Below are 23423 nucleotides of genomic sequence, written 5' to 3'. Positions count from 1 at the left end.
CGGAAGAATGGGAATTACAAAAAGTGTTTTAAAGAGACCCATCACCACCGTTTTGGCCGTTCTATGCCTTCTGGTCTTCGGTTTGTCTTCCGTGTTCTCCTCCAAGATGGAGCTGACACCGGAGATGAATTTCCCGATGATGATGATCACCGCCGTATACGCGGGAGCCAGCCCGGATGATGTCAATGAGCTGATTACAAAGCCCATCGAGGAATCAGTTGGAACCCTGTCCGGCATTAAGAATATTCAGTCCATGTCCCAGGAAAATATCTCTATTGTCATGATGGAGTATGAATACGGCACGGACATGGATAAAGCGTATTCCGATTTGAAGAAAAAGATGGACAGCATCACCATGCCGGATGATGTGGATTCGCCAAGTATCTTCGAATTTAACATGAATGACATGCCGAGTATCACACTGTCAGTCAATGATCCCTCGGCGGATAACTTATACAATTACGTGAGCGATGAGATCGTTCCGGAATTTGAGAAAATATCATCCGTAGCCAGCGTGGATTTAAGCGGCGGCCAGGAGGGCTATATCAGAGTCCGCCTGATCCCTGAGAAGATGAATCAGTATCATCTGAATATGAATTCCATCAGCCAGGCCATTAAAAGCGCGGATTTCACCTACCCGGCAGGAAGCACAGGGGTAGGCAAACAGGATTTATCGGTCAGCACCTCCGTGAAATTCGATACAGTGGAGAGCTTAAAGAGAATTCCGATCGTAGCCGGAAGCGGAAAGACCATCTATTTAGAGGATGTGGCTGATGTGTCCGAGACAACCGGAAAAGATACCAGTATCGGCCGTTATAACGGAGAAGATACCGTGTCCCTGTCCATCAACAAGCAGCAGAAGAGCAGTGCGGTAGACGTATCGAAGTCGGTAAAACGGACGATCGAGACGCTGAAGGCAGAGCATCCGCAGCTGGAGATGATCGTTGTCAATGATACCAGCGAGCAGATTACCTCCGCGCTGAGTTCTGTGACGACCACCATGGTTATGGCGGTTATCATTTCCATGGTTATCATCTTCCTGTTCTTCGGAGATATCAAGGCGTCCCTGATCGTCGGAAGCTCCATTCCGGTATCGATCCTGGCGGCTCTGATCCTGATGTCGGTTATGGGATTTTCCCTGAACGTTGTTACTATGGGAAGCCTGGTTCTCGGCGTCGGTATGATGGTCGATAACTCCATCGTTGTGCTGGAAAGCTGTTTCCGTTCCCACAAGGGGCAGGGCTTCCGGGAATACATGGAGGCGGCGTTGGAAGGAACCGGTAAGGTTATCCAGTCGATCTTCGGCGGAACCGTTACCACCTGTGTCGTATTTATCCCGCTTGCACTCTTAAAGGGTATGTCGGGACAGATGTTCGCACCGCTTGGTTTCACCATCGTATTCTGTATGGCGGCCTCACTGATCTCCGCTATGACCATTGTTCCGCTGTGCTACAGCCGGTTCCGTCCGGTGGAGAAGAAGAATTCTCCAGCCTCCGGTATGGTTCGCTGGCTGCAGGAGGGCTACCGGAATATCATCGGAAAGCTGCTGAATAAGAAAAAGACGGTTATGGCGGTTTCCGTACTGCTTCTGGTGGTATCCTTTGTGATCGCCGGCCGGCTGGGATTCGCCCTGATGCCTGATGTAGACCAGGGAACCGTAGCAGTGACGGTAGAGGTTCGCCCCGGTCTCAAGATAGAAGAGGTAGATAAGATTTTAAGCAAGGTGGAGGCGATTGTCAAAGCCGAGCCTGACAGGAAGTCCTACATGGTTACATACGGCGGCAGCGGATTGTCCCTGGGCGGAAGCAGCGCTTCTCTGACCGCATATTTGAAGGATGACAGAGAACTCACCACAAAACAGGTCGTGGATAAATGGAAGAAAGAGATGCGGGATATCCCGGACTGCAACATAACCGTGGAATCCAGCTCCATGATGAGCTCCTTCAGCAGTTCCAACGATTTACAGGTTATTTTACAAAGTTCCCAGTTAGATGACTTGAAAGAGGCCTCCGACAATCTGGTCGATGAGCTCACACAGTATCCGGGCCTTATCAAGGTGCATTCCGATCTGGAAAACGCAGCTCCGGTAATTAAGGTTCATGTGGACCCGATTGAAGCTGCTGCGGACGGCGTCGCTCCGGCCTCTGTCGGAGGATTGCTTAACAACATGTTAAGCGGTGTGAAGGCGATGACCATGGACGTGGACGGCAACAACGTGGACGTTAAGGTCGAATATCCGGATGGCGAGTATGATACGCTGGATAAGGTAAAGGGAATCACGATTCCGACACAGACAGGCGGTTCTGTGGCGCTTACCGATATCGCTGATATCGTTTATGAAGACAGCCCGGCCGGAATCACACGTAAGAATAAACAGTACCAGGCGACCATCACGGGCTCCTTTACCGACGAGGTGTCCAGCGACAAGGAAAAGACGGAAGCCCTGAAGAAGATCAATGAACAGGTGGTAAACAAATACTTGAACAGCTCGGTTACAAGAGCGAAAAACAGCGTTGACGAGTCCATGTATGAGGAATTCAGCGCCCTGTTTAAGGCCATTGCCATCGCAATCTTCCTGGTATTCGTGGTTATGGCGGCTCAGTTCGAGTCACCGAAGTTCTCACTGATGGTCATGACGACCATTCCGTTCAGCCTGATCGGTTCCTTCGGTCTGTTGGCGGCAGCGGATGTCATGATTACCATGCCTTCCTTATTAGGCTTCCTGATGTTAATCGGTACGGTTGTGAACGCCGGTATTCTTTATGTCGATACAGTCAACCAGTACCGCTCCACAATGGATAAGCGAACGGCCATGATAGAGGCGGGCGCGACGAGACTTCGTCCTATCCTCATGACGACTCTGACCACCATCGTGTCCATGATCCCGATGGCGATCGGATACGGAAGCAACGGAGAACTGATGCAGGGGCTTGCCCTTGTCAACGTCGGCGGCCTGACGGCTTCGACCATTCTGTCCCTCCTGATGCTGCCGGTTTACTACTCGATCATGAGCGGAAAAGTGGATACGGAGCCAATGCCGGACTAAGTTATATGAAAACTGGAATAATGTGTCTTTGAACTTATTGCAGTTATATGGTAAGATAAGGATACGAAAAAAGAGCAGAGGATTCAGACTGTAACATAAAATCCATCCGGTACAAGGTTAGGAGGACCAATTGATGAAAAAATGGAAACAGATTAGTGCCTGCTGTCTGGCAGCAGTTCTGGCGGCTGCGGCTCCGACAGGGACTGCCTGGGCCGGAAGCCCGGAATTCGCCAGAAGCGCCGAGGAGTGGGCAAAGCTTCGCGATAATGTTATGGAGTATGACGAACTGGCGGGGCTGATACATGAATATAATGTGACGGTACAGAATAATCAGCGTGATTATAACGAGAAAAAGAATAAAACAAGCGATGAAATCGCACAGGATTACCGGGATGCGGCTGACGCGGTCCGGAGCAGCATGTCTGGGGACGACAGTCCCCAGGCTATCATGCAGGACAGCATGGCGGAAGCGCAGGCTTTAAGCCTGGAGCAGCAGGCCGATGACAATGTGGAGGACAGCGAGATTTTCAAGATGACCTATGATCAGACAGAGGCCACGCTTGTATCCAACGCTCAGACCAATATGATCTCCTACCACCAGAAGGCCCGGGACCTGGATTTGAAGAAAAAGAACAGGGAACTGCTGGCCGCGACCTATGACTCAGTGGTGCTTAAGATGAATCACGGCATGGCCACGCAGATGGAAGTGCTGACTGCCCAGGAGAATTTACAGAACGCGGATGCGGCGATCTTAACCGCCGAGTCCGATCTGGAGAATACACGGCAGAAGCTCTGTGTTATGCTGGGCTGGAGATACGACGCTTCCCCGGAGATTCGGGAGATCCCAGCCGTGGATTTAAACAGAATCCAGTCCATGGATCCGGCGGCAGACAAGGCCAAGGCCCTGGAGAACAACTACACGCTTCGCATCAACAAAAAGAAACTGGCAAACTCCTCGAATAATTCGAAAAAAGAGAGCCTTCAGATGACCATAGACGATAACATCCAGAGAATCGGATCGTCCGTGGATTCGGCATATAAGAATGTCATTCAGAGCCAGACCGCCTATCAGCAGGCAGCGGTATCCTTAGAGGTGGCCTCCAAGAACATGGAAGCGGCTGAGAGGAAGATGCAGATCGGTACGCTCAGCCGGCTGGATTACTTAACCCAGCAGTATGCGTATCTCCAGGCTCAGGCAGCCATGGAAGACGCGAGTATGGCGCTGTTCCAGGCTGTGGAATCTTATGACTGGAACATTAATGGCCTGGCGAGTGCCAGCGCAGGCATGTAACCGGTGGAGGGGATAGCTTACAGCCGGAAGGAGTAAAGGCATGAAAAAATGGAAAATGATAATGTGTATGGTTCTGGCCGGTACACTTTTAGCCGGAGGAAGTTTCTCTTCCTGGGCAAAGCTGTCGGATTACGATGCGGAGACGGCGGCGCGGCTTCAGGACGATAAAATGGAGTACGACGAACTGGAGAATCTGATCAGGGAGTACAATCCCGAGATCAGCTACGCGTATAAGCAGCTGGATTTCTCGGATGATGATACGGCTTCGACAGTCAGAAATCTGAAAGATTCGATAGAGAAAAATGATTATAAAGATACGGCTAAGGCGCTGAAGGAACAGAAGAAACAGCTGGAAGCGATGCCGGATTTCGAGGGCAAGGATGCCGCCCTACAGGAATTGAAGACGACAATTATGGGGCTGGAGTCCATGCTGGACGCCCCGTCGACCACGACGAAAGCAACGGATAAACAGCTGGACAAGGCGAGAAAACAGATTGACACGGGAGTGAGATCTGCGTTAAAGGGCATACAGACCCTGATGATCACGTATGACAATCTCCGCGCCCAGGTGCAGACCCTGGAAAAGGTGGAAGAGCTTCAGAAGGAAGCGCTGGAAGCCGCGAAGCTGCAGGCAGGGCTGGGGATGGCCACGGACACTGGCGTATTGCAGGCCCAGAGCGATCTGCTGTCCAGTCAGTCCCAGCTTGACAATCTGCGCAATCTCTCTAATAATCTGCGCAGCCAGCTCTGCCTTTTAACGGGCTGGAAGGTGGACGCCACACCGGACATCGGTACGGTTCCCGCTGCGGACCCATCGAAGATCGACACCATCGATCTGACGGCCGATATTTTAAAGGCCATCGGTAATAACCAGACCCTGATATCACAGCGTCATGCGTCATCTACAAAGTCCACGGCCGCCATCGACAACCGTCTGAAGAATATCGACGTGTCGGAACAGCAGCTGACGGTGGAAATGCAGCGACTGTATTCGGTCATGCAGCAGAAAAAGGTGCTCTACGACGCGGCCAACACGGCGTATCAGAAGGCTCTTCTGGCCAAGGGCGCCGCAGAACGCCAGTATAACTTGAAGATGCTGAGCAGACTGCAGTATCTCGGTGCAGAGGCCCAGTTTTACCAGGCGGAAGGCGCGAGAAAATCGGCTGACACCGCGCTGCTTCAGGCTATGCTTGACTATGACTGGGCAGTTCAGGGATATGTGTCCATACCACAGTAGGATTACAGAGCAGGGCGCGCATTTATGCCCAACAGTAGGATTACAGAGCAGTGGACGCATTTAAGCTCAGCAGTATTAATTATCCAGCAGCTCTAGGAATTTTGAACGAATCCGGATATGGACCTCCGGCTGCTTCTTAAGAAGCGCCTGATAGTCCGCGGCATCGAGGGATTCTCTTAATATTTCACGGGAAGAATCGGGAACGACCGCGTAGGTCGAATCAACAAAACAAAGCGGAGGATAGAGGACACACCACCAGTTGTGTCCTTTTCCTTTGCCTATTTCCACCCGCACCGCGTCGTAGGTACCACAGGGAAATACCATGTCGCCGTAGGTTTTTGTGGGGAAATAGCATTCTGTTACTTCCATATGTGCAGGATAATCATATCCTTCCGCTTTCATGTAATCTTCTGCCTCCTGCTCCAGGCTGTCCTTATTGGCAAGGACATACTCTTTCGTATCATCCAGTGATGCATTTTCCCCCAGTTTCTCATATATTGAATCGAGGAGCAGGGTTCGCACGCGCAGCTTCAGCTGCTGGTCTTCGTCGGAATCGCTGTTGGCCAGAACGTGGAAACGCAGAATTTCCGGGGCGATCCGGGCGGCCATGGCTTCGTCGCTCTGGCGCTGGCCGGCCATGGTGAATAAGAATGCCAGAAGAAGGCAGGTTAAGCACAGGAATAAATCACGTCTATATTTCATAAGGGACCTCCATTTTACAGTCAGGAATTATCTATTTGTTGTAATTGTAACCATATGTGCTATAATATAAACACTGTAAAAAGGAAATTCCTGCAGCAGCAATCCCGCGGGAAAAGGAAAGTATGAGGAGAAAGTAAAATGAACAGGAAAACAGCGGTTGTCTTATTTGGCGGCCAGTCATCTGAGCATGTGGTATCCTGCATGTCTGTGGTCAACGTCATCAATCATATGAATAGAGAGAAATACGACCTTCTTTTCATTGGAATCACGGAAGAGGGCCATTGGATCAAAGTGGAATCCGTGGAGGCGATCGAGTCAGGCAGCTGGAGAGAGGGGACGGTAAATGCAGTCATATCCCCCGATGCCACGAAGCAGTGCGTCATATTAACAGAGGGAGACCGTGTGGAGTTTGTGAAGGCGGATGTGGTATTTCCGGTGCTTCATGGGCTGTATGGGGAGGATGGCACCGTTCAGGGACTTCTGGAGTTGGCCAGAATCCCGTACGTGGGCTGCGGCGTGCTGGCATCTGCCGTATCCATGGATAAGTTGTATACAAAGATCGTGGTAGACGATTTAGGAGTGCGCCAGGCCGCCTACGTCCCTGTCATGCGGTCTGACTTAAACGATATGGCCTCCGTAGTCGGCAGAGTGGAAGCGAAGTTCTCCTACCCCGTATTCGTAAAGCCGTCGAATGCCGGTTCGTCGAAGGGCGTGGCACGTGCGGACGGCAGGGAGGAGCTGGAGGCAGCGCTTCGCGAGGCGGCAAACCACGACCGCAAGATTCTTGTGGAGGAAATGATCAAGGGCCGGGAGATCGAGTGCGCGGTATTTGGCGGCGGACTGATTCCGGTGGAAGCCTCCGGAGTCGGAGAGATTCTGGCGGCCGCGGAGTTCTACGATTTTGACGCGAAATATTACAATTCCGATTCCAGAACGGTTGTGAATCCGGACCTTCCGGGAGACGCAGTGAATCAGGTTCGGGAAGCGGCAAAGGCCATCTTCCAGGCGGTGGACGGCTACGGCCTCGCCCGTGTGGATTTCTTCGTTAAGGATGACGGAACCGTGGTATTTAATGAGATCAACACACTGCCTGGCTTCACGGCCATCAGCATGTATCCTATGCTCTGGGAAGCCGCAGGAGTCACCAAGGATCAGCTGGTAGACCGCCTGACGGAGCACGCATTTGACCGCTTCCGGCTTTAGAAAACGGATCAAAACTTAAGGAGAGACACTATGGCAGACAGGAATTCACCCATAGGGGTATTTGACTCCGGCGTCGGTGGTCTGACCGTTGCGCGGGAGATTATGAGACAGATGCCGACAGAGCGGATCGTCTATTTCGGCGATACCGCCAGAGTTCCATACGGCAACAAGTCCGGTAATACGGTAATCCGTTTCACGAGACAGATTATCCGCTTTCTTCTGACTCAGGATGTAAAAGCCATCGTTATCGCATGCAACACCGCGACAGCCTACGCGCTGGAAGCGGTGGAGGGGGAGTTGGATATTCCCATCATCGGTGTAATCCACGCCGGCGCCAGGACGGCGACCCAGGCCACGAAAAATGGAAAGATTGGCATTATCGGCACGGAAGGAACGATCCGCAGCGGCGTCTACACAAAGGTGATGAAGGGGATGCGCTCCGATATCGAGGTGACCGGCAAGTCCTGTCCCCTCCTGGTCCCGCTGGTAGAGGAAGGGCTGCTTCACGATTCCGTGACAGATGAGATTGCGTCCCGTTACTTAAGCGAACTGAAGGGCAAATATATAGACACTCTGGTTTTGGGCTGCACCCATTATCCGCTGCTGCGTTCGACGGTAGGGCGTCTGATGGGACCCGGGGTGACACTGGTGAATCCGGCGTATGAGACGGCCCTGGAACTGAAACAGGTTCTGGAGGATGCGGATCTATTATGCGGAGGTCCCCAGGACGGCCAGGAGCAGTATCGCTTTTATGTCAGCGATCTGGCAGAAAAATTCACCAGCTTTGCGGCGTCGATTCTTCCCGGAGAGGTGAAGGAAACGAGACAGATAAACATAGAGGAGTTTTGAGATGACAAGAGATGTACTGATTACCATAAGCGGCATTCAGCTGGCGGACGGTGACAGCAATGAAGTCGAGATGATCACCGCCGGCGATTATTTCCAGAAAAACGGCAGCCATTACATTCTGTATGATGAGGTAATGGAAGGCCAGAATGATATTATCAAAAACACAATCAAGATCCGTCCCGAGGGTCTTGACATCATAAAACGCGGAAGCTCCAGCGTCCACATGACATTTGAAAAGGACAAGAAAAACCTTTCCTGTTATGCGACGCCCTTCGGAGAGATGATGATCGGCATCAACACCAACGACATTCTTATCGCCGAGGACGAGGACAGCTTAAAGGTCCGCGTATCCTATTCGCTGGATATTAACTACCAGCATGTTTCTGAATGCAATATTAATCTGGATATTCACTCAAAATCTACCGCCAGTATTCATTTATAAGGTGCGTGACGCCCCATGCCTTCCGTGCGGTCCGGGGAACTGGGAGGGGAGGGGGCTGTGTACTGGCTGTGTGAGAAAAGCAAAACAAACCCCATCCCCAAAAAACTGATTTATAAATCCAATCAGAAAGCAACCGCTGTCTGAATATTACTATAGATTTACCAATTTCAATTCATATCTATTCACAGATGATGTCGCGTTGCGTTCATATCCACTAGCGGAGCCAATACACAGCCCCAGTACTTGCGGAGAGGCGGAGCCTGGCGGGGGAGGGATCGTGAACGGTTTCCTTTTCTGAGGTTCGCAGGAACTTAAGTGGGAAGAGATGAAAATGAGGGGGTGAAAGCTGGCCTCCAAGCCAGCTTTCAAGTGAACACGGAGGCGAAGTCCTTCAGGAGTTCGGCGGAGTTTTCGCGATCCCCCTCATTTTCGTCTCTTCCCGCTTTAGTTCCTGCCACCGAAGAAACAAGAAACCGATCGCGATCCCTCCCCCGCCAGGCTCCGCCTCTCCGCAAGTACTGGGGCGTAACTCCCACAATAAAAAAACCGCCCCATCAGCCCAAGGCCAATGAAGCGGTCTCCAATTTACTTTTTGTCGTTCTTTTCTTTTTTCCCTTTTTTGAACCTGTCCATAAATTTCTTCTTCTTCGGTGCAACCGGAACCGCACCGCCGCGAATGCTCTTGATCTCGGTTATGTAGATACCGCTCACTACGACCTTAGCCTCCGTCTTGACTGGAAGAACATCGAATACCTTCGCATCTGCGATCAGCGTCATGACCTTCGGACCAATCTTGGCCTTTACGATCGGTACCTTCGCACGCCTCATGTATTTCGGCGTCTGCTCGTAAACGATCTTTGGAAGTCCGGCGTCCTTCAGCTTCATCTTTTTCTTGTCGATGACCAGCATGGATACGGTCTGTGCTGCCGCTTCCAGAGCCTGCTGCTGTTCAACCTGGCGTTTTTCCAGCTTTCTTCCGAGAAAATAGAGAACAGCCAGTACTACCACTAAGATGAGAAGAATCACCAGTAATACGTTTAAAAATGTGCTCACGGGGAATACCTCCAATAGTTCATTTTGTAAATAAAGTCTATCTGTAATAGTATAGCATTATATTATGGAAAGTGCAAGCAAAAAATGCTTGACACCTTGACAGGGCTATGATATTATGGAATGTGCACTATTGTGGCATCATGTGCCTTGAGGGACATTTATGCCCAAAAACAGAACCAATAGAAAGAAAACAGGGGTGAAACGTCAATGGAAAAAAGCAGAATGCGTCCGGTCCCAGCCGGTAAAAGCCTGAGAATGAGCTTCTCGAGACAGAAAGAAGTCCTTGAGATGCCTAACCTGATCGAGATTCAGAAGAATTCCTATCAGTGGTTCCTTGATGAGGGATTGAAGGAAGTCTTCGAAGATATCTCTCCGATCGCAGACTTTGCGGGTCACTTGAGTCTGGAATTTGTTGACTTTACATTATGTAAAGACGACATCAAGTATACCATAGAAGAATGCAAGGAAAGAGATGCAACTTACGCAGCTCCTTTAAAAGTCAAGGTAAGGCTTTGCAATAAAGATAAAGATGAGATTAATGAACATGAGATCTTCATGGGTGATCTTCCGCTTATGACAGATACCGGTTCCTTCGTCATTAACGGTGCCGAACGTGTTATTGTCAGCCAGTTAGTACGTTCCCCAGGTATATATTATGGTATCGGACATGACAAGGTAGGTAAGGAGCTCTATACCTGTACAGTAATTCCTAACCGAGGTGCGTGGCTGGAGTATGAGACAGACTCCAACGACATTTTCTACGTACGTGTAGACAGAACCAGAAAGGTTCCGGTTACCGTGCTGATCCGTGCCCTTGGTTTCGGAACGAATGCCGAGATATTAGAGCTGTTTGGCGAGGAGCCAAAGCTTTTAGCCAGCTTCGGTAAGGATACGTCCGATAATTACCAGGATGGCTTATTAGAGTTATATAAGAAGATCCGCCCAGGTGAACCTTTATCTGTTGATAGTGCAGAAAGTTTATTAAACAGTATGTTCTTTGACCCGAGAAGATATGATCTTGCAAAGGTCGGAAGATATAAATTTAATAAGAAACTTCATTTCAAGAACCGTATCGTGGGCCACGTGCTTTCAGAGGATGTGGTGGATACCACAACCGGCGAGATTCTGGCGACTGCCGGCACGACTGTAGACAAGCAGCTTGCCGTAGATATCCAGAACGCAGCCGTACCTTACGTATGGGTGGAAGGTTTGGAGCGCAAGCAGAAAGTCTTATCCAACTTAATGGTAGATTTAGGCGCTTACGTATCCTTCGATCCGAAGGACGCAGGTGTTACGGAGTTAGTATTCTATCCGGTACTTGAAAAAATTCTGGAAGATGTTGGCACAGAAGACGAAGAAGTATTAAAGAGCGCGATTCACAGAAGTTTGGGCGAACTCATTCCGAAGCATGTCACAAAAGAAGATATTCTGGCATCCATCAATTACAACATGCATTTAGAGCAGCAGATAGGTAATGCCGACGATATCGACCATTTAGGAAACCGTAGAATCCGTGCGGTCGGCGAGCTGCTGCAGAACCAGTACCGGATCGGTCTTTCCAGAATGGAACGTGTGGTTCGTGAGAGAATGACAACACAGGATATGGAGGGTATTACTCCCCAGTCCTTAATCAACATTAAACCGGTAACTGCGGCTGTAAAGGAATTCTTTGGAAGTTCCCAGCTGTCCCAGTTCATGGATCAGAACAACCCGCTGGCTGAGCTGACTCATAAGAGACGTTTATCCGCATTGGGACCTGGCGGTCTGTCAAGAGACCGTGCCGGATTCGAGGTTCGAGACGTACACTACACCCATTACGGTCGTATGTGCCCGATCGAGACACCTGAAGGTCCTAACATCGGTCTGATCAACTCCCTGGCGACGTATGCGAGGGTAAACCAGTATGGATTTGTAGAAGCGCCTTACCGTCTTGTAGACAAGACCGATCCGGCCAATCCGATCGTTACCGACGAGGTCGTTTATCTGACTGCCGATGAAGAAGATAACTTCGTTGTCGCGCAGGCGAACGAACCGCTGGATGAAGAAGGCCACTTTATTCATAAGAATATTTCCGGACGTTTCCGCGAGGAGACATCCGAATTCCAGAGAAAGAGCATCGATTTGATGGACGTTTCCCCGAAGATGGTATTCTCCGTGGCGACAGCTATGATTCCTTTCCTGGAGAACGATGATGCCAACCGTGCGCTGATGGGATCCAACATGCAGCGTCAGGCCGTGCCGCTTCTGACAACGGAAGCGCCAGTCGTTGGAACCGGTATGGAAGCCAAGGCAGCCGTTGACTCGGGTGTCTGCGTTGTGGCGAGAAATGCCGGTGTGGTAGAGCGTTCCGCTTCCAACGAGATCATCATCAAGAGGGATGCTGACGGCGGAAGAGACGTTTACCACCTGACCAAATTCAAGAGAAGCAACCAGAGCAACTGCTACAACCAGAAGCCGATTGTATATAAGAATAATCATGTGGAAAAGGGAGAGGTCATCGCTGACGGCCCGTCCACACAGAATGGTGAGATCGCCCTTGGCAAGAACCCGCTCATCGGATTCATGACCTGGGAAGGCTACAACTACGAGGATGCTGTTCTGCTCAGTGAAAGACTGGTTCAGGAGGATGTTTACACCTCCGTTCATATTGAGGAATACGAGGCGGAAGCCCGTGATACCAAGCTGGGACCGGAAGAGATCACCCGTGACGTTCCTGGTGTCGGTGAAGATGCGTTAAAGGATCTGGATGAGAGAGGTATCATCCGAATCGGTACGGAAGTCCGTGCCGGAGATATCCTGGTCGGAAAGGTTACTCCAAAGGGAGAGACCGAGCTGACAGCCGAGGAGAGACTGCTTCGTGCAATTTTCGGTGAGAAGGCGAGAGAAGTCCGTGATACTTCCTTAAAGGTACCCCACGGCGCTTACGGTATTATCGTGGATGCCAAGGTATTTACCAGGGAGAATGGTGACGAGCTGTCTCCAGGTGTGAACCAGACAGTCCGTATCTACATTGCTCAGAAGAGAAAGATCTCTGTAGGTGATAAGATGGCCGGCCGTCATGGCAACAAGGGTGTTGTTTCCCGTGTACTTCCGGTTGAGGATATGCCATTCCTGCCGAATGGCCGTCCGCTGGATATCGTTTTGAACCCTCTGGGCGTACCTTCCCGTATGAATATCGGGCAGGTTCTGGAGATTCACTTAAGTCTTGCGGCCAGAGCCCTTGGATTTAATATTGCAACACCTGTATTCGACGGTGCAAACGAGATCGATATCATGGATACCCTCGATGTCGCCAATGACTACGTCAACATGACCTGGGAAGAATTCCAGGATAAATATAATGACACTTTGAAACCCGATGTGATCGAGTATCTGGGTGAGCATCTGGATCACAGAGAACTGTGGAAGGGGGTACCGCTCAGCCGTGACGGTAAAGTAAGACTCCGCGACGGACGTACCGGTGAGTATTTCGACAGTGCGGTTACGATCGGACACATGCATTATCTGAAGCTGCATCATCTGGTTGACGATAAGATTCATGCCCGTTCTACAGGACCATACTCCCTGGTTACACAGCAGCCTCTGGGTGGTAAAGCCCAGTTCGGCGGCCAGCGTTTCGGAGAGATGGAGGTTTGGGCTCTTGAGGCGTACGGTGCATCCTACACACTGCAGGAAATCATGACTGTGAAGTCGGATGATGTGGTAGGCCGTGTGAAGACGTATGAAGCGATTATCAAGGGCGAGAACATTCCTGAGCCGGGTATTCCCGAATCCTTCAAGGTACTGCTTAAAGAGCTTCAGTCACTGGCTCTCGATGTACGTGTACTGCGAGATGATAATACCGAGGTACAGATTGCAGAGGCAATGGATTACGAGGAGACAGATTTACGATCCATCATCGAAGGTGACAGAAAATTCAGGGAAGAGGAACCTCTTGCTGACTACGGTTTCCAGAAGCAGGAATTCCAGGATGATGAACTGGTTAGTATTGATGAAGAAGAGGATGCAGACGGTATCGACGATTCTTACGAGGATTTCGATGACGCCGAATTAGACGATTCAGACGAAGAATAGTTGTGTATGTTAGGAAGGAGAACCGCTCATGCCTGAGAATAATGAAACTTATCACCCAATGACGTTCGACGCTATCAAAATTGGGTTAGCGTCTCCGGAAAAGATTCTCGATTGGTCCCATGGCGAAGTTAAAAAGCCAGAGACGATCAATTACAGAACCTTAAAACCGGAAAAAGACGGTCTTTTTTGCGAGAGAATCTTCGGACCGAGCAAGGACTGGGAGTGTCATTGCGGTAAATACAAAAAGATCAGATACAAAGGCGTTATCTGTGACCGATGCGGTGTCGAAGTCACGAAGGCCAGCGTTCGTAGAGAGCGTATGGGCCATATTGCGCTTGCAGCTCCGGTTTCCCATATCTGGTATTTTAAGGGAATCCCGAGCCGTATGGGCCTGATTCTCGATATTTCACCGAGAACCCTTGAGAAAGTACTGTACTTCGCCTCCTATATCGTACTGGATGCGGCGGATACAGGACTTCAGTATAAGCAGGTGTTATCTGAGAAGGAATACCGTGAAGAGATTGACAAATACGGTTACGGCGCATTCCGTGTAGGAATGGGTGCAGAAGCAATCCTGGAACTCTTGCATGCGATCGATTTAGAGAAAGATTCCGAAGAGTTAAGAAAGGGACTGAAGGATGCCACCGGCCAGAAACGCGCCAGGATCATCAAGAGACTGGAAGTTGTAGAGGCGTTCCGTAACTCCGGCAATAAGCCGGAATGGATGATCATGACCGCGATCCCGGTTATCCCTCCGGATATCCGGCCGATGGTGCAGCTGGATGGCGGACGTTTTGCCACCTCCGATTTAAATGATTTATACAGAAGAATTATCAATAGAAATAACCGTCTGGCCCGTCTTTTAGAGCTGGGCGCGCCGGATATTATTGTCCGCAACGAGAAGCGTATGCTGCAGGAAGCCGTTGACGCCCTGATCGATAACGGCCGTAGAGGCAGACCTGTTACCGGACCTGGTAACCGTGCTCTTAAATCTCTTTCTGATATGTTAAAGGGTAAGCAGGGACGTTTCCGTCAGAACCTGTTAGGAAAGCGTGTTGACTATTCCGGACGTTCTGTTATCGTCGTAGGACCGGAACTGAAGATTTACCAGTGCGGTCTTCCGAAAGAGATGGCGATCGAGTTATTTAAGCCGTTTGTTATGAAGGAACTGGTTGCCAACGGCACCGCTCACAATATTAAGAATGCCAAGAAGATGGTGGAGAGACTGCAGACCGAGGTTTGGGATGTACTGGAGGACGTAATCAAGGAGCATCCGGTTATGTTAAACCGTGCGCCTACACTGCACAGGCTTGGTATCCAGGCATTTGAGCCGATTCTGGTGGAAGGTAAGGCGATCAAGCTGCATCCGTTGGTTTGTACCGCGTTCAACGCGGACTTCGATGGTGACCAGATGGCCGTTCATCTGCCTCTGTCCGTAGAAGCACAGGCGGAGTGCCGGTTCTTACTCCTCTCACCGAACAACTTACTGAAACCTTCCGACGGTGGCCCTGTGGCCGTTCCGTCTCAGGATATGGTCCTCGGAATCTATTACCTGACCCAGGAAAGACCTGGCGCCAAGGGCGAGGGCATGGTATTCCATAATGTAAACGAAGCGATTCTTGCCTATGAGAACGGAGCCGTAACCTTACACTCCAGAATCAAGGCGAGAGTGACAAAGAAAATGCCGGATGGTACCATGAAGACCGGTTCCGTAGAATCCACGGTGGGCCGTTTCATTTTCAATGAGATCGTTCCTCAGGACCTGGGCTTTGTGGACAGAAGCATTCCGGGCAACGAGCTTCTGATGGAGGTGGATTTCCACGTCGGCAAGAAGCAGTTAAAGCAGATTCTTGAAAAAGTTATCAACGTTCACGGTGCAGTTCAGACTGCTGAGACGTTAGACGATATCAAGGCGATCGGTTATAAGTATTCCACGAGAGCGGCCATGACCGTATCCATTTCCGATATGACCGTGCCGGAGAGCAAACCGAAGCTGATTGCGGACGCCCAGGCGACCGTTGACCAGATTGCCAAGAACTTCAGACGTGGTCTGATCACGGAGGAAGAGCGTTATAAAGAAGTTATCGATACCTGGAAAGAGACGGATGATCAGCTGACTCACGATCTGCTTACCGGCCTTGACAAATATAACAACATCTACATGATGGCGGACTCCGGAGCACGAGGTTCTGATAAACAGATTAAACAGCTGGCTGGTATGCGTGGACTTATGGCCGATACAACCGGTCATACCATCGAACTTCCTATTAAGTCCAACTTCCGTGAAGGTCTGGACGTACTGGAGTACTTCATCTCCGCTCACGGCGCCCGTAAGGGACTTTCCGATACGGCTCTGCGAACAGCCGACTCCGGTTATCTGACGAGACGACTTGTAGACGTTTCCCAGGATATGATTATCCGCGAGGTAGACTGCTGCGAAGGAAAGACAATTCCTGCCATGGAGATCAAGGCTTTCATGGATGGCCAGGAGACGATCGAGGGTCTCGAGGAGAGACTGACAGGCAGATATATCGCTGAAACCATTACCGACCCGGATACCGGAGAAGTAATTGTGAAGGCAAACCATATGTGTACACCGAAGCGTGCGGCTGCGGTTATGAAGACCTTACAGAAGATGGGACGCGATTCCGTCAAGATCCGTACCGTTCTTACCTGCAAATCCCATCTGGGTGTCTGTGCGAAATGCTACGGTGCCAACATGGCTACCGGACAGCCGGTACAGGTTGGTGAGGCAGTCGGTATTATTGCCGCTCAGTCCATCGGTGAGCCTGGTACACAGCTGACCATGCGTACGTTCCATACCGGCGGTGTTGCCGGCGGCGATATCACACAGGGTCTTCCCCGTGTCGAGGAGCTTTTTGAGGCGCGTAAGCCAAAGGGACTTGCGATCATCGCGGAGTTCGGCGGCGTAGCCACGATCAAGGATACGAAGAAGAAACGTGAGATCATCATTACAGATAATGAGACCGGCAACTCCAAGACGTATTTAATTCCTTACGGATCCAGAATCAAGATCCAGGATGGCGTCTATTTAGAGGCCGGCGACGAGCTGACAGAAGGTAGTATCAACCCGCATGATATCTTAAAGATCAAGGGTGTCCGCGCGGTACAGGATTACATGATCCAGGAAGTTCAGCGTGTTTACCGTCTGCAGGGTGTTGAGATCAATGATAAGCACGTTGAGATGATCGTCAGACAGATGCTTAAGAAGATCAAGATCGAGGAGAGCGGAGACAGCGATGTGCTTCCGGGTACCTCCATGGACGTTCTTGATTACAACGATATGAACGAGGCACTTCTTGCAGAAGGCAAGGAGCCGGCGGATGGAAAGCAGGTTATGCTGGGTATCACCAAGGCATCTCTGGCTACCGATTCCTTCTTATCAGCGGCTTCCTTCCAGGAGACCACCAAGGTTCTGACCGAGGCGGCGATCAACGGCAAGGTAGACCACTTAATTGGCTTAAAGGAGAACGTAATTATCGGTAAACCGATTCCGGCAGGTACTGGAATGAAGCGTTACCGTACTGTTAAGCTGAGCACGGACGGGGAAGAGATGAATGAAGATGAAATCATCCTTGGCGACGATCTTGCGATTCCCGTTACGGAAGAGTATTTAGAGGCTGAAGAAGTTCTGGACATCGATGATATTGATGAAGAGGACGTATAAAGCTGTCTGAGAATAATATAAGTCCCGGCGGACGGAGCCGGTTGGGCGTATGCTCAGCCGTCCGGCCCGCCGGGATTCTTATTTCTGCGGGCCACGAACCATGCGGAGCCTTCCGGCACATAGAAGAATACTTCAGAGGGGGAGATAAACAGAACAGGCTGAATTGATGAATCAACTGCATTCACAGGAGGTGGAGTTCATGGCAGATCTTATGATCGGAATCATTCTGATAGCAGCGGTCGGCGCGGTGATCTGGAAGAAAAGACGGGATAAAAAAATGGGGAAATCCGGCTGCGGAGGATGCTGCGGCAGCTGCGGGATGAACTGCCATCAGAGAAAAGACGATGGGAATGAGGAGACGGGGAACAGTAACTGACTGCCATATCGTTACAGTTCACTTTCCACCAGTGGCACCGCAGTCCGGTTCGGCCGGGCAGGCTTCCTCAGCCTTTCCCGTTCCGGTTTCGGGCATAAGAAGTTCTAAACGTGCAGAATTTTTCTAAAAACCAGGTGAAATTCCCAAACTCGCTGCGCTCAGACAAGTGAGAATCTCACCTGAACGAAAAATTTTACGCGTTAAGAACTTCTAATATCCTGCAAAGTCACAGGAAAGACTGAGGAAGCCTGCCCGTCCAAACCGGACTATGGTGCCATTGGTGGGGAGTGAACCAATGTCATTTAGTTACCTATCCAGGTTGAATTCTAACATAGGGTCTAACTCAATTTTTTAATATATTTTCCCAAAAAAGGTTGACACAGCGGCAAAAATGTGCGGCCGCTCTCGCTGCTGATTCGATTTTAAGTGGTAGCGAGAGCGGCCCTTGAAATTGTATATAGTAACATTATTTCAATTTCAAGGAGGTACTCTTATGTTATTTCCACAAAAAGTTAAGTCCACACTCTGGGCAATCGTGGACTCCATGTCTTTCAACCTCTCCCCTTTTGTAAAAAGGCCTGGGAAGGATTTTTCCCGAGAACGAAAGTTCGGCTTCGTTCGCATGATTCGTTTCTGTATCTCTATGCAAAGCGGCTGCATGAACCACGAACTGCTTAAATATTTTTACTTCAACCCGGACGAGGTGCCTACTGCTTCTGCTTTTATTCAGCAACGGGCAAAACTTTTGCCGGAAGCTTTCCTATATCTTCTCAGTCAGTTTAACCAGCGGTTTCCCACCAAACTTTTTATGGGGAAGTATTCTCTGATCGCCGCTGATGGTTGTGAATTTAATATCGCACGCAACCCCGATGACCCTTCTACCTTTCATCCGTCTAATGGAAAGTCGAAAAGAGGGTTTAACATGATCCATACCATCTCTCTTTTCGACCTCATTTCAAAGCGGTATCTCGATATCGTTGTACAGCCGGGCCGCAGGAAAAATGAATTCGCCGCTTTGTGCCAGCTTATAGACCGCTATTCCTACGGCGGCTTCCCCATTCTGGTCGCTGACAGAGGGGTTTCCTGTTACAATGTGTTCGCTCATGCTCTGGAAACAGGCTTTTATTTTGTAATCAGGGCAAAAGACATCAACACAAAACGCCTTCTTGTCGCGGCTTCCCTGCCGGACCGGCTGGATCAATGGACCGATGTGATACTAACCCGGTCTAATTCCAAAAAGAAAAGGGCGCATCCGGAGTTGGCAGCCATGTACCGTTACATATGTAAGGCAGTTTCTTTTGATTTTATAACAGACAATCAGCCGGAATATCATATGCGGCTGCGGGTTGTCCGTTTTAAAATTGCGGAAGGGATATACGAAAACATCATCACAAACCTTCCGGACAATGAGTTCCATACAGAACACCTCAAGGATATTTATTATCTGCGCTGGGGGATCGAAACCGCCTACCGTGACTTAAAGCATACACTCGGAACTACAAATTTCCATTCCAAATCCCCGAAATATATCGAATATGAAATTCTCTGCAGGATAATTTTATACAATTTCTGTACGATAATAACAATGGAGGTTCCTATAAAGAAGCAAACAGGAAAATGGGAATATCAGGTGAATCTGTCAATGGCAATCAAGATATGCGTTGCTTTCCTGCGGGACGAAGCAGCCCCAGGTAATGTAAATGGCCTGATCAGCCAATACATACTGCCAATCAGGCCGGATAGAACCTATGCCCGCCAGCTGAGGTTCCAGGTACCAACCAGTTTCGCTTACCGTTTCGTATAAAGCGAGACTGTCAATCATAATATAGCACATTTTGAGACAGATGAGCAATCTGTCTGTTTGTTATCCCCTGAATTTTCCATTTCCTCCTATTCTCTGCATGTCCCGCATAGGAAACTGTTTATACCCTCTCTTAAGCCTGTTACGCAACTATCTGACAATGAATAGTCTCTGTTGACCCTCATAAACTAAATGACATTGGGAGTGAACTGTAACGCCATATCCATATAAGAACGACAAAACAGCTTGAGTTTCCGCAAATTGTAATTGAAAAATGAATATAGTAATCAAAGGTGCCAATCTGCCGTTTTTTGAAATGCTGGCGAGTGGCAGAATAATGAGTAGAGGCACTTTAACAAGCCCCGCCGGAACCGGACTTTGGGAGATTTATTCTTTTATCTATTTAAGCGGTCAGCTTAAGGCTGAGTTGACGGTATGCAGGACGTTTTGTCCTGAACCAGAGTCTGACGCCCTCTTTTGCATACGACAGTATGCCGGAGATCCCTTTTGCCAGCCGATAATAGCAGAAATGCACTTTTTCTTTCACCGGATCTGCTGTCTTTATAATGGAAACCTTAAGGGCATTCGTCTCTGATTTCATGGTGATCTGTGCAAGGAATGCCATGCATAAGGTAATATAAAAATTTAATGCGTTTATGGCTTTGAGTTTTCTTACCCTGAAATTTTCAAACTGGAACATCTGTTTTTTACACCGGAAATATTCTTCGATCCGCCACCTGGAAAAGTATTGCTTTGCTACAGCGATCACATCCTCTTTTGAACGGATTGGTTTATTTGTGGCAAGCATCATAGGATGCTCTGTGATACCATAAACCAGCACCAGATAAATGTCCTTTCTGGAGGCGGTGATCTGTACCTTCACATGGGAAAGATAAGCTTCGTGTTCTTTTCCTTTATAAAATAGAGGGAGTTTTACTTTTCCTTTCCTACGGTTACGCAGCTCCGTTGCAAAAGTCCATTTATTATGGTAGAGCAGCTTACGTTTGGCAGTAAGGCGTATGACATAGTCCTGTCCCATGGAATCCAGCTTGAGAAACATCTTGTTATCATCATAGCCACGGTCCATGACAAAAGTCGCTTTTCCAAACAGGGAATTGGCCCGCTCCATAGCGGAGAATGTGACATCGTTAATGGAGGTAAAGTTTTTTTCACTGGAAGAATGGATCTCGGAAAAGAGACTAAGCGGATGATTGTTGTTGGTGAGGACCGTGGCTTCGGTAACATGATAGCCCTTTTTATAGAGATTTTTTGTGGCAGTGCTTTCGGAACCATCACGTACCCATCCAAGCGATTCAAATTTGTAACCATCAGGCTTGACAACATCACTGTCGTCGATATGGATAACGGGCTGAGCAGGACACCATTTTTTAACCTGTGTGAGGTAAGCTTTCAGAGCTTCCCCGGGAGTCCCCTTGGCAAGGTGGTGTGAAAGGCGGTCAACAATGTTGATTTTTTTGGAAGTTTCATGGAGCTGGTCAACAATATCCGTAAGCAGGCAGCTTTTGGAAGCGAGGATACCATAATTCATTTCAGCAATAAATTTGCGTTCCGGTTTAGGAAGCTTTCTTGAAAATTTATTTGAAAAAGTTAAAATTTCCCGTTTCATTTGGTAAGTATTTGATGTAAAATAAGCCATAAGGAATCCCCTTTCTTTTTGTTTAGTAAGATTTTTGTTTGGTAGCTTAATTTTACATCAAAAAGGGATAGGATTCCTTATATTTTGGGCATTTTTTTAAAGTTGTGTATAAGTATAAACAGTAATGGTGCTTCTGTGGACAGAACTGCGGAAACTCGAGCAAAACAGAGATTGCGTCTTTCCAGAAAATATGATATCCTTATAATACGGTTTAAGAAACAGCGGTTCCGCTGACTTGCCAGGTCCGGTCATTTCGACAGAAGTTCCAGAATAAACCTGTACTATGATAACTGTATATCGATGGACTTTGCCTGTTTTTCATGTTATGATAAAAGACGAAAACTTGCCTGTCAATTAGTGAAAGGGGAGGGATAGAATGGCAGATCAGGAAACATTAGATGCGATTGCCGTCATGCTTGACGGACTGGAGACGCGGCTGTACCAGAAGCTGGACGAAAAGTTAGAAGAAAAGTTAGAATTGAAATTAAAGCCGATCCGTACCGACATACTGACTTTGTATGGAGAGGTACATGGTCTGAAGAACGAGATGGCTGATGTGCGTGATGATATCTGTGAACTTCGGAAGGATATGGATATTGTAAAGAAGCAGACTGTATACAATTATGATAAGATTATCGACAATTACGCCGCCATACGGGAATTGCAGACTGTAGTGGAAGGAAAAGTGGATAAACCGAGACTCGTTCAATAGGACGAATGGTATAAATTGAGAAAAAAGGCAAAGTCCGGACGGGCCGGAGCTGCCTTTTCTCGTTTTTTAGAATGTTTTAAAGAATTTCCTTGACAGAAAAATGCAAAGTGTATATAATAATTAGGCGTGCATAAACGCGTCATGTTTTTGTGCAAGCAATCAGGCTGAAAGAAATACAGCAACCACAGACAATATCACAGGAGGTGAAAAGAATGCCAACATTTAACCAGTTAGTTAGAAAGGGAAGACAGACATCCGTAAAGAAATCCACAGCTCCGGCTCTGCAGAAGGGTTATAACTCTTTACAGAAGAGAGCTACAGATGTTTCCGCTCCTCAGAAGAGAGGTGTCTGCACAGCAGTTAAGACTGCTACACCTAAGAAGCCTAACTCAGCGCTCAGAAAGATCGCCAGAGTACGTCTGTCTAACGGGATCGAAGTAACAAGCTACATTCCAGGTGAGGGTCACAACTTACAGGAGCATAGCGTTGTTTTAATCCGTGGCGGAAGAGTAAAAGACTTACCAGGTACCAGATATCATATCGTTAGAGGTACACTGGATACCGCAGGCGTAGCCAACAGAAAGCAGGCTCGTTCCAAATACGGTGCTAAGAGACCAAAAGACAAAAAATAATAATTAGAACCACATGATTGAATTTCTAGTGCCGGATTGATGATATTGAACCTGTAGGTTGCAGGATAATATATAAGAGAACCGAGCGCGAACGCAACTTCAATGTTTGTGAGTACCTAAGATCTAATGAAAAGCTGTGGAACCTGCATCATGCAGGCTCGGGCGGCGATATTAAGGAGGGAAGTAACGTGCCACGTAAAGGACATACTCAGAAGAGAGATGTATTAGCAGACCCGCTTTACAATAACAAGGTTGTTACCAAGTTAATCAACAACATCATGTTAGATGGTAAAAAGGGCGTTGCTCAGAAGATTGTATACGGCGCATTCGGCCGAGTAGAAGAAAAGATGGGCAAACCGGCTGTCGAAGTATTCGAAGAAGCGATGAACAACATCATGCCTGTACTGGAAGTAAAGGCAAAACGTATCGGTGGTGCTACCTATCAGGTGCCGATCGAAGTTAAGGCTGAGAGAAGACAGGCATTAGCACTCAGATGGATCACTCTGTACTCCCGTAAGAGAGGCGAGAAGACCCAGGAAGAAAGACTTGCTAATGAGATTATGGATGCTGCCAACAACACTGGTGCTTCTGTAAAGAAGAAAGAAGACATGCACAAGATGGCAGAGGCAAACAAGGCATTTGCTCATTACAGATTCTAAT

General features: G+C 48.8%; 16 protein-coding genes. 13 read left to right on the top strand and 3 right to left on the bottom strand.

Annotated elements, in window-relative coordinates; all coding sequences use genetic code 11:
- Positions 1-7 precede the first annotated feature (7 nt).
- From M1L66_RS28950 to M1L66_RS28940, 3 genes are all read left to right on the top strand, one after another.
- Positions 8-3046, top strand: coding sequence for an efflux RND transporter permease subunit (locus tag M1L66_RS28950; RefSeq protein ID WP_187020113.1), 3039 nt, complete (start codon positions 8-10; stop codon positions 3044-3046).
- A 133-nt stretch (positions 3047-3179) separates the two neighbouring features.
- Positions 3180-4337, top strand: coding sequence for a TolC family protein (locus M1L66_RS28945; RefSeq protein ID WP_434689055.1), 1158 nt, complete (start codon positions 3180-3182; stop codon positions 4335-4337).
- Between the two features lie 40 nt (positions 4338-4377).
- Positions 4378-5574, top strand: coding sequence for a TolC family protein (locus tag M1L66_RS28940; protein WP_434689053.1), 1197 nt, complete (start codon positions 4378-4380; stop codon positions 5572-5574).
- A gap of 75 nt (positions 5575-5649) precedes the next feature.
- Here M1L66_RS28940 and spoIIR read toward each other — a convergent pair whose 3' ends face one another.
- Positions 5650-6276 (bottom strand): stage II sporulation protein R, encoded by a 627-nt coding sequence (spoIIR, locus tag M1L66_RS28935; RefSeq protein ID WP_187020108.1) that lies wholly within the window; start codon positions 6274-6276, stop codon positions 5650-5652.
- Positions 6277-6414: 138 nt separating this feature from the next.
- Here spoIIR and M1L66_RS28930 point away from each other — a divergent pair, with 138 nt between their 5' ends.
- From M1L66_RS28930 to M1L66_RS28920, 3 genes are read left to right on the top strand one after another with little or no spacing between them, the layout of a single operon-like run.
- Positions 6415-7479, top strand: coding sequence for a D-alanine--D-alanine ligase family protein (locus M1L66_RS28930; protein ID WP_434689050.1), 1065 nt, complete (start codon positions 6415-6417; stop codon positions 7477-7479).
- A gap of 30 nt (positions 7480-7509) precedes the next feature.
- Entirely contained in the window at positions 7510-8328 is an 819-nt protein-coding gene (gene murI, locus M1L66_RS28925; RefSeq protein WP_187020105.1) for a glutamate racemase, read from the top strand.
- Position 8329: 1 nt separating this feature from the next.
- Positions 8330-8770 (top strand): DUF1934 domain-containing protein, encoded by a 441-nt coding sequence (locus M1L66_RS28920; protein WP_434689048.1) that lies wholly within the window; start codon positions 8330-8332, stop codon positions 8768-8770.
- A 585-nt stretch (positions 8771-9355) separates the two neighbouring features.
- Here the strand turns inward: M1L66_RS28920 and M1L66_RS28915 are convergent.
- Positions 9356-9823 (bottom strand): hypothetical protein, encoded by a 468-nt coding sequence (locus M1L66_RS28915; RefSeq protein ID WP_002604737.1) that lies wholly within the window; start codon positions 9821-9823, stop codon positions 9356-9358.
- 207 nt (positions 9824-10030) lie between these two features.
- Between M1L66_RS28915 and M1L66_RS28910 the strand changes: the two genes are divergently transcribed.
- From M1L66_RS28910 to M1L66_RS28895, 4 genes are all read left to right on the top strand, one after another.
- The gene (locus tag M1L66_RS28910; RefSeq protein WP_434689046.1) at positions 10031-13897 is read left to right on the top strand and encodes a DNA-directed RNA polymerase subunit beta; all 3867 of its coding nucleotides are present in this window, start codon (positions 10031-10033) and stop codon (positions 13895-13897) included.
- Between the two features lie 28 nt (positions 13898-13925).
- The gene (rpoC, locus tag M1L66_RS28905) at positions 13926-17585 is read left to right on the top strand and encodes a DNA-directed RNA polymerase subunit beta' (protein ID WP_434689045.1); all 3660 of its coding nucleotides are present in this window, start codon (positions 13926-13928) and stop codon (positions 17583-17585) included.
- Positions 17586-17784: 199 nt separating this feature from the next.
- Positions 17785-17961: a FeoB-associated Cys-rich membrane protein gene (locus tag M1L66_RS28900; RefSeq protein ID WP_002604734.1), complete on the top strand. Its 177-nt coding sequence runs from the start codon at positions 17785-17787 to the stop codon at positions 17959-17961.
- A 493-nt stretch (positions 17962-18454) separates the two neighbouring features.
- A complete protein-coding gene (locus tag M1L66_RS28895) occupies positions 18455-19765 on the top strand; it encodes an IS4 family transposase (RefSeq protein WP_434689043.1) in 1311 nt (436 codons plus the stop codon).
- A 400-nt stretch (positions 19766-20165) separates the two neighbouring features.
- Here M1L66_RS28895 and M1L66_RS28890 read toward each other — a convergent pair whose 3' ends face one another.
- Complete coding sequence (locus M1L66_RS28890; RefSeq protein ID WP_434689041.1) at positions 20166-21419, bottom strand: transposase; 1254 nt, start codon at positions 21417-21419, stop codon at positions 20166-20168.
- 376 nt (positions 21420-21795) lie between these two features.
- Here M1L66_RS28890 and M1L66_RS28885 point away from each other — a divergent pair, with 376 nt between their 5' ends.
- The 3 genes from M1L66_RS28885 to rpsG all read left to right on the top strand — a co-directional run bounded on the left by M1L66_RS28885 (position 21796) and on the right by rpsG (position 23422).
- Positions 21796-22131 carry a hypothetical protein gene (locus M1L66_RS28885; RefSeq protein WP_117622358.1) on the top strand — a complete coding sequence of 112 codons (336 nt, stop codon included), beginning with the start codon at positions 21796-21798 and terminating at the stop codon, positions 22129-22131.
- Positions 22132-22343: 212 nt separating this feature from the next.
- The gene (gene rpsL, locus M1L66_RS28880) at positions 22344-22763 is read left to right on the top strand and encodes a 30S ribosomal protein S12 (RefSeq protein ID WP_002604732.1); all 420 of its coding nucleotides are present in this window, start codon (positions 22344-22346) and stop codon (positions 22761-22763) included.
- Between the two features lie 188 nt (positions 22764-22951).
- The gene (rpsG, locus tag M1L66_RS28875; protein ID WP_002604731.1) at positions 22952-23422 is read left to right on the top strand and encodes a 30S ribosomal protein S7; all 471 of its coding nucleotides are present in this window, start codon (positions 22952-22954) and stop codon (positions 23420-23422) included.
- Position 23423 lies beyond the last annotated feature (1 nt).

Source organism: Hungatella sp. SB206, from assembly GCF_051132295.1.
Lineage (GTDB): Bacteria > Bacillota > Clostridia > Lachnospirales > Lachnospiraceae > Hungatella > Hungatella effluvii.
This window is presented reverse-complemented; position numbering and strand designations above follow the sequence as displayed.

What these genes read in the sequence shown, in the direction of transcription:
- M1L66_RS28950 (WP_187020113.1), top strand. Translation starts at nt 8, where the DNA reads ATGGGAATTACAAAAAGTGTTTTAAAGAGACCCATCACCACCGTTTTG.
- M1L66_RS28945 (WP_434689055.1), top strand. Translation starts at nt 3,180, where the DNA reads ATGAAAAAATGGAAACAGATTAGTGCCTGCTGTCTGGCAGCAGTTCTG.
- M1L66_RS28940 (WP_434689053.1), top strand. Translation starts at nt 4,378, where the DNA reads ATGAAAAAATGGAAAATGATAATGTGTATGGTTCTGGCCGGTACACTT.
- spoIIR (WP_187020108.1), bottom strand. Translation starts at nt 6,276, where the DNA reads ATGAAATATAGACGTGATTTATTCCTGTGCTTAACCTGCCTTCTTCTG.
- M1L66_RS28930 (WP_434689050.1), top strand. Translation starts at nt 6,415, where the DNA reads ATGAACAGGAAAACAGCGGTTGTCTTATTTGGCGGCCAGTCATCTGAG.
- murI (WP_187020105.1), top strand. Translation starts at nt 7,510, where the DNA reads ATGGCAGACAGGAATTCACCCATAGGGGTATTTGACTCCGGCGTCGGT.
- M1L66_RS28920 (WP_434689048.1), top strand. Translation starts at nt 8,330, where the DNA reads ATGACAAGAGATGTACTGATTACCATAAGCGGCATTCAGCTGGCGGAC.
- M1L66_RS28910 (WP_434689046.1), top strand. Translation starts at nt 10,031, where the DNA reads ATGGAAAAAAGCAGAATGCGTCCGGTCCCAGCCGGTAAAAGCCTGAGA.
- rpoC (WP_434689045.1), top strand. Translation starts at nt 13,926, where the DNA reads ATGCCTGAGAATAATGAAACTTATCACCCAATGACGTTCGACGCTATC.
- M1L66_RS28900 (WP_002604734.1), top strand. Translation starts at nt 17,785, where the DNA reads ATGGCAGATCTTATGATCGGAATCATTCTGATAGCAGCGGTCGGCGCG.
- M1L66_RS28895 (WP_434689043.1), top strand. Translation starts at nt 18,455, where the DNA reads ATGTTATTTCCACAAAAAGTTAAGTCCACACTCTGGGCAATCGTGGAC.
- M1L66_RS28890 (WP_434689041.1), bottom strand. Translation starts at nt 21,419, where the DNA reads ATGGCTTATTTTACATCAAATACTTACCAAATGAAACGGGAAATTTTA.
- M1L66_RS28885 (WP_117622358.1), top strand. Translation starts at nt 21,796, where the DNA reads ATGGCAGATCAGGAAACATTAGATGCGATTGCCGTCATGCTTGACGGA.
- rpsL (WP_002604732.1), top strand. Translation starts at nt 22,344, where the DNA reads ATGCCAACATTTAACCAGTTAGTTAGAAAGGGAAGACAGACATCCGTA.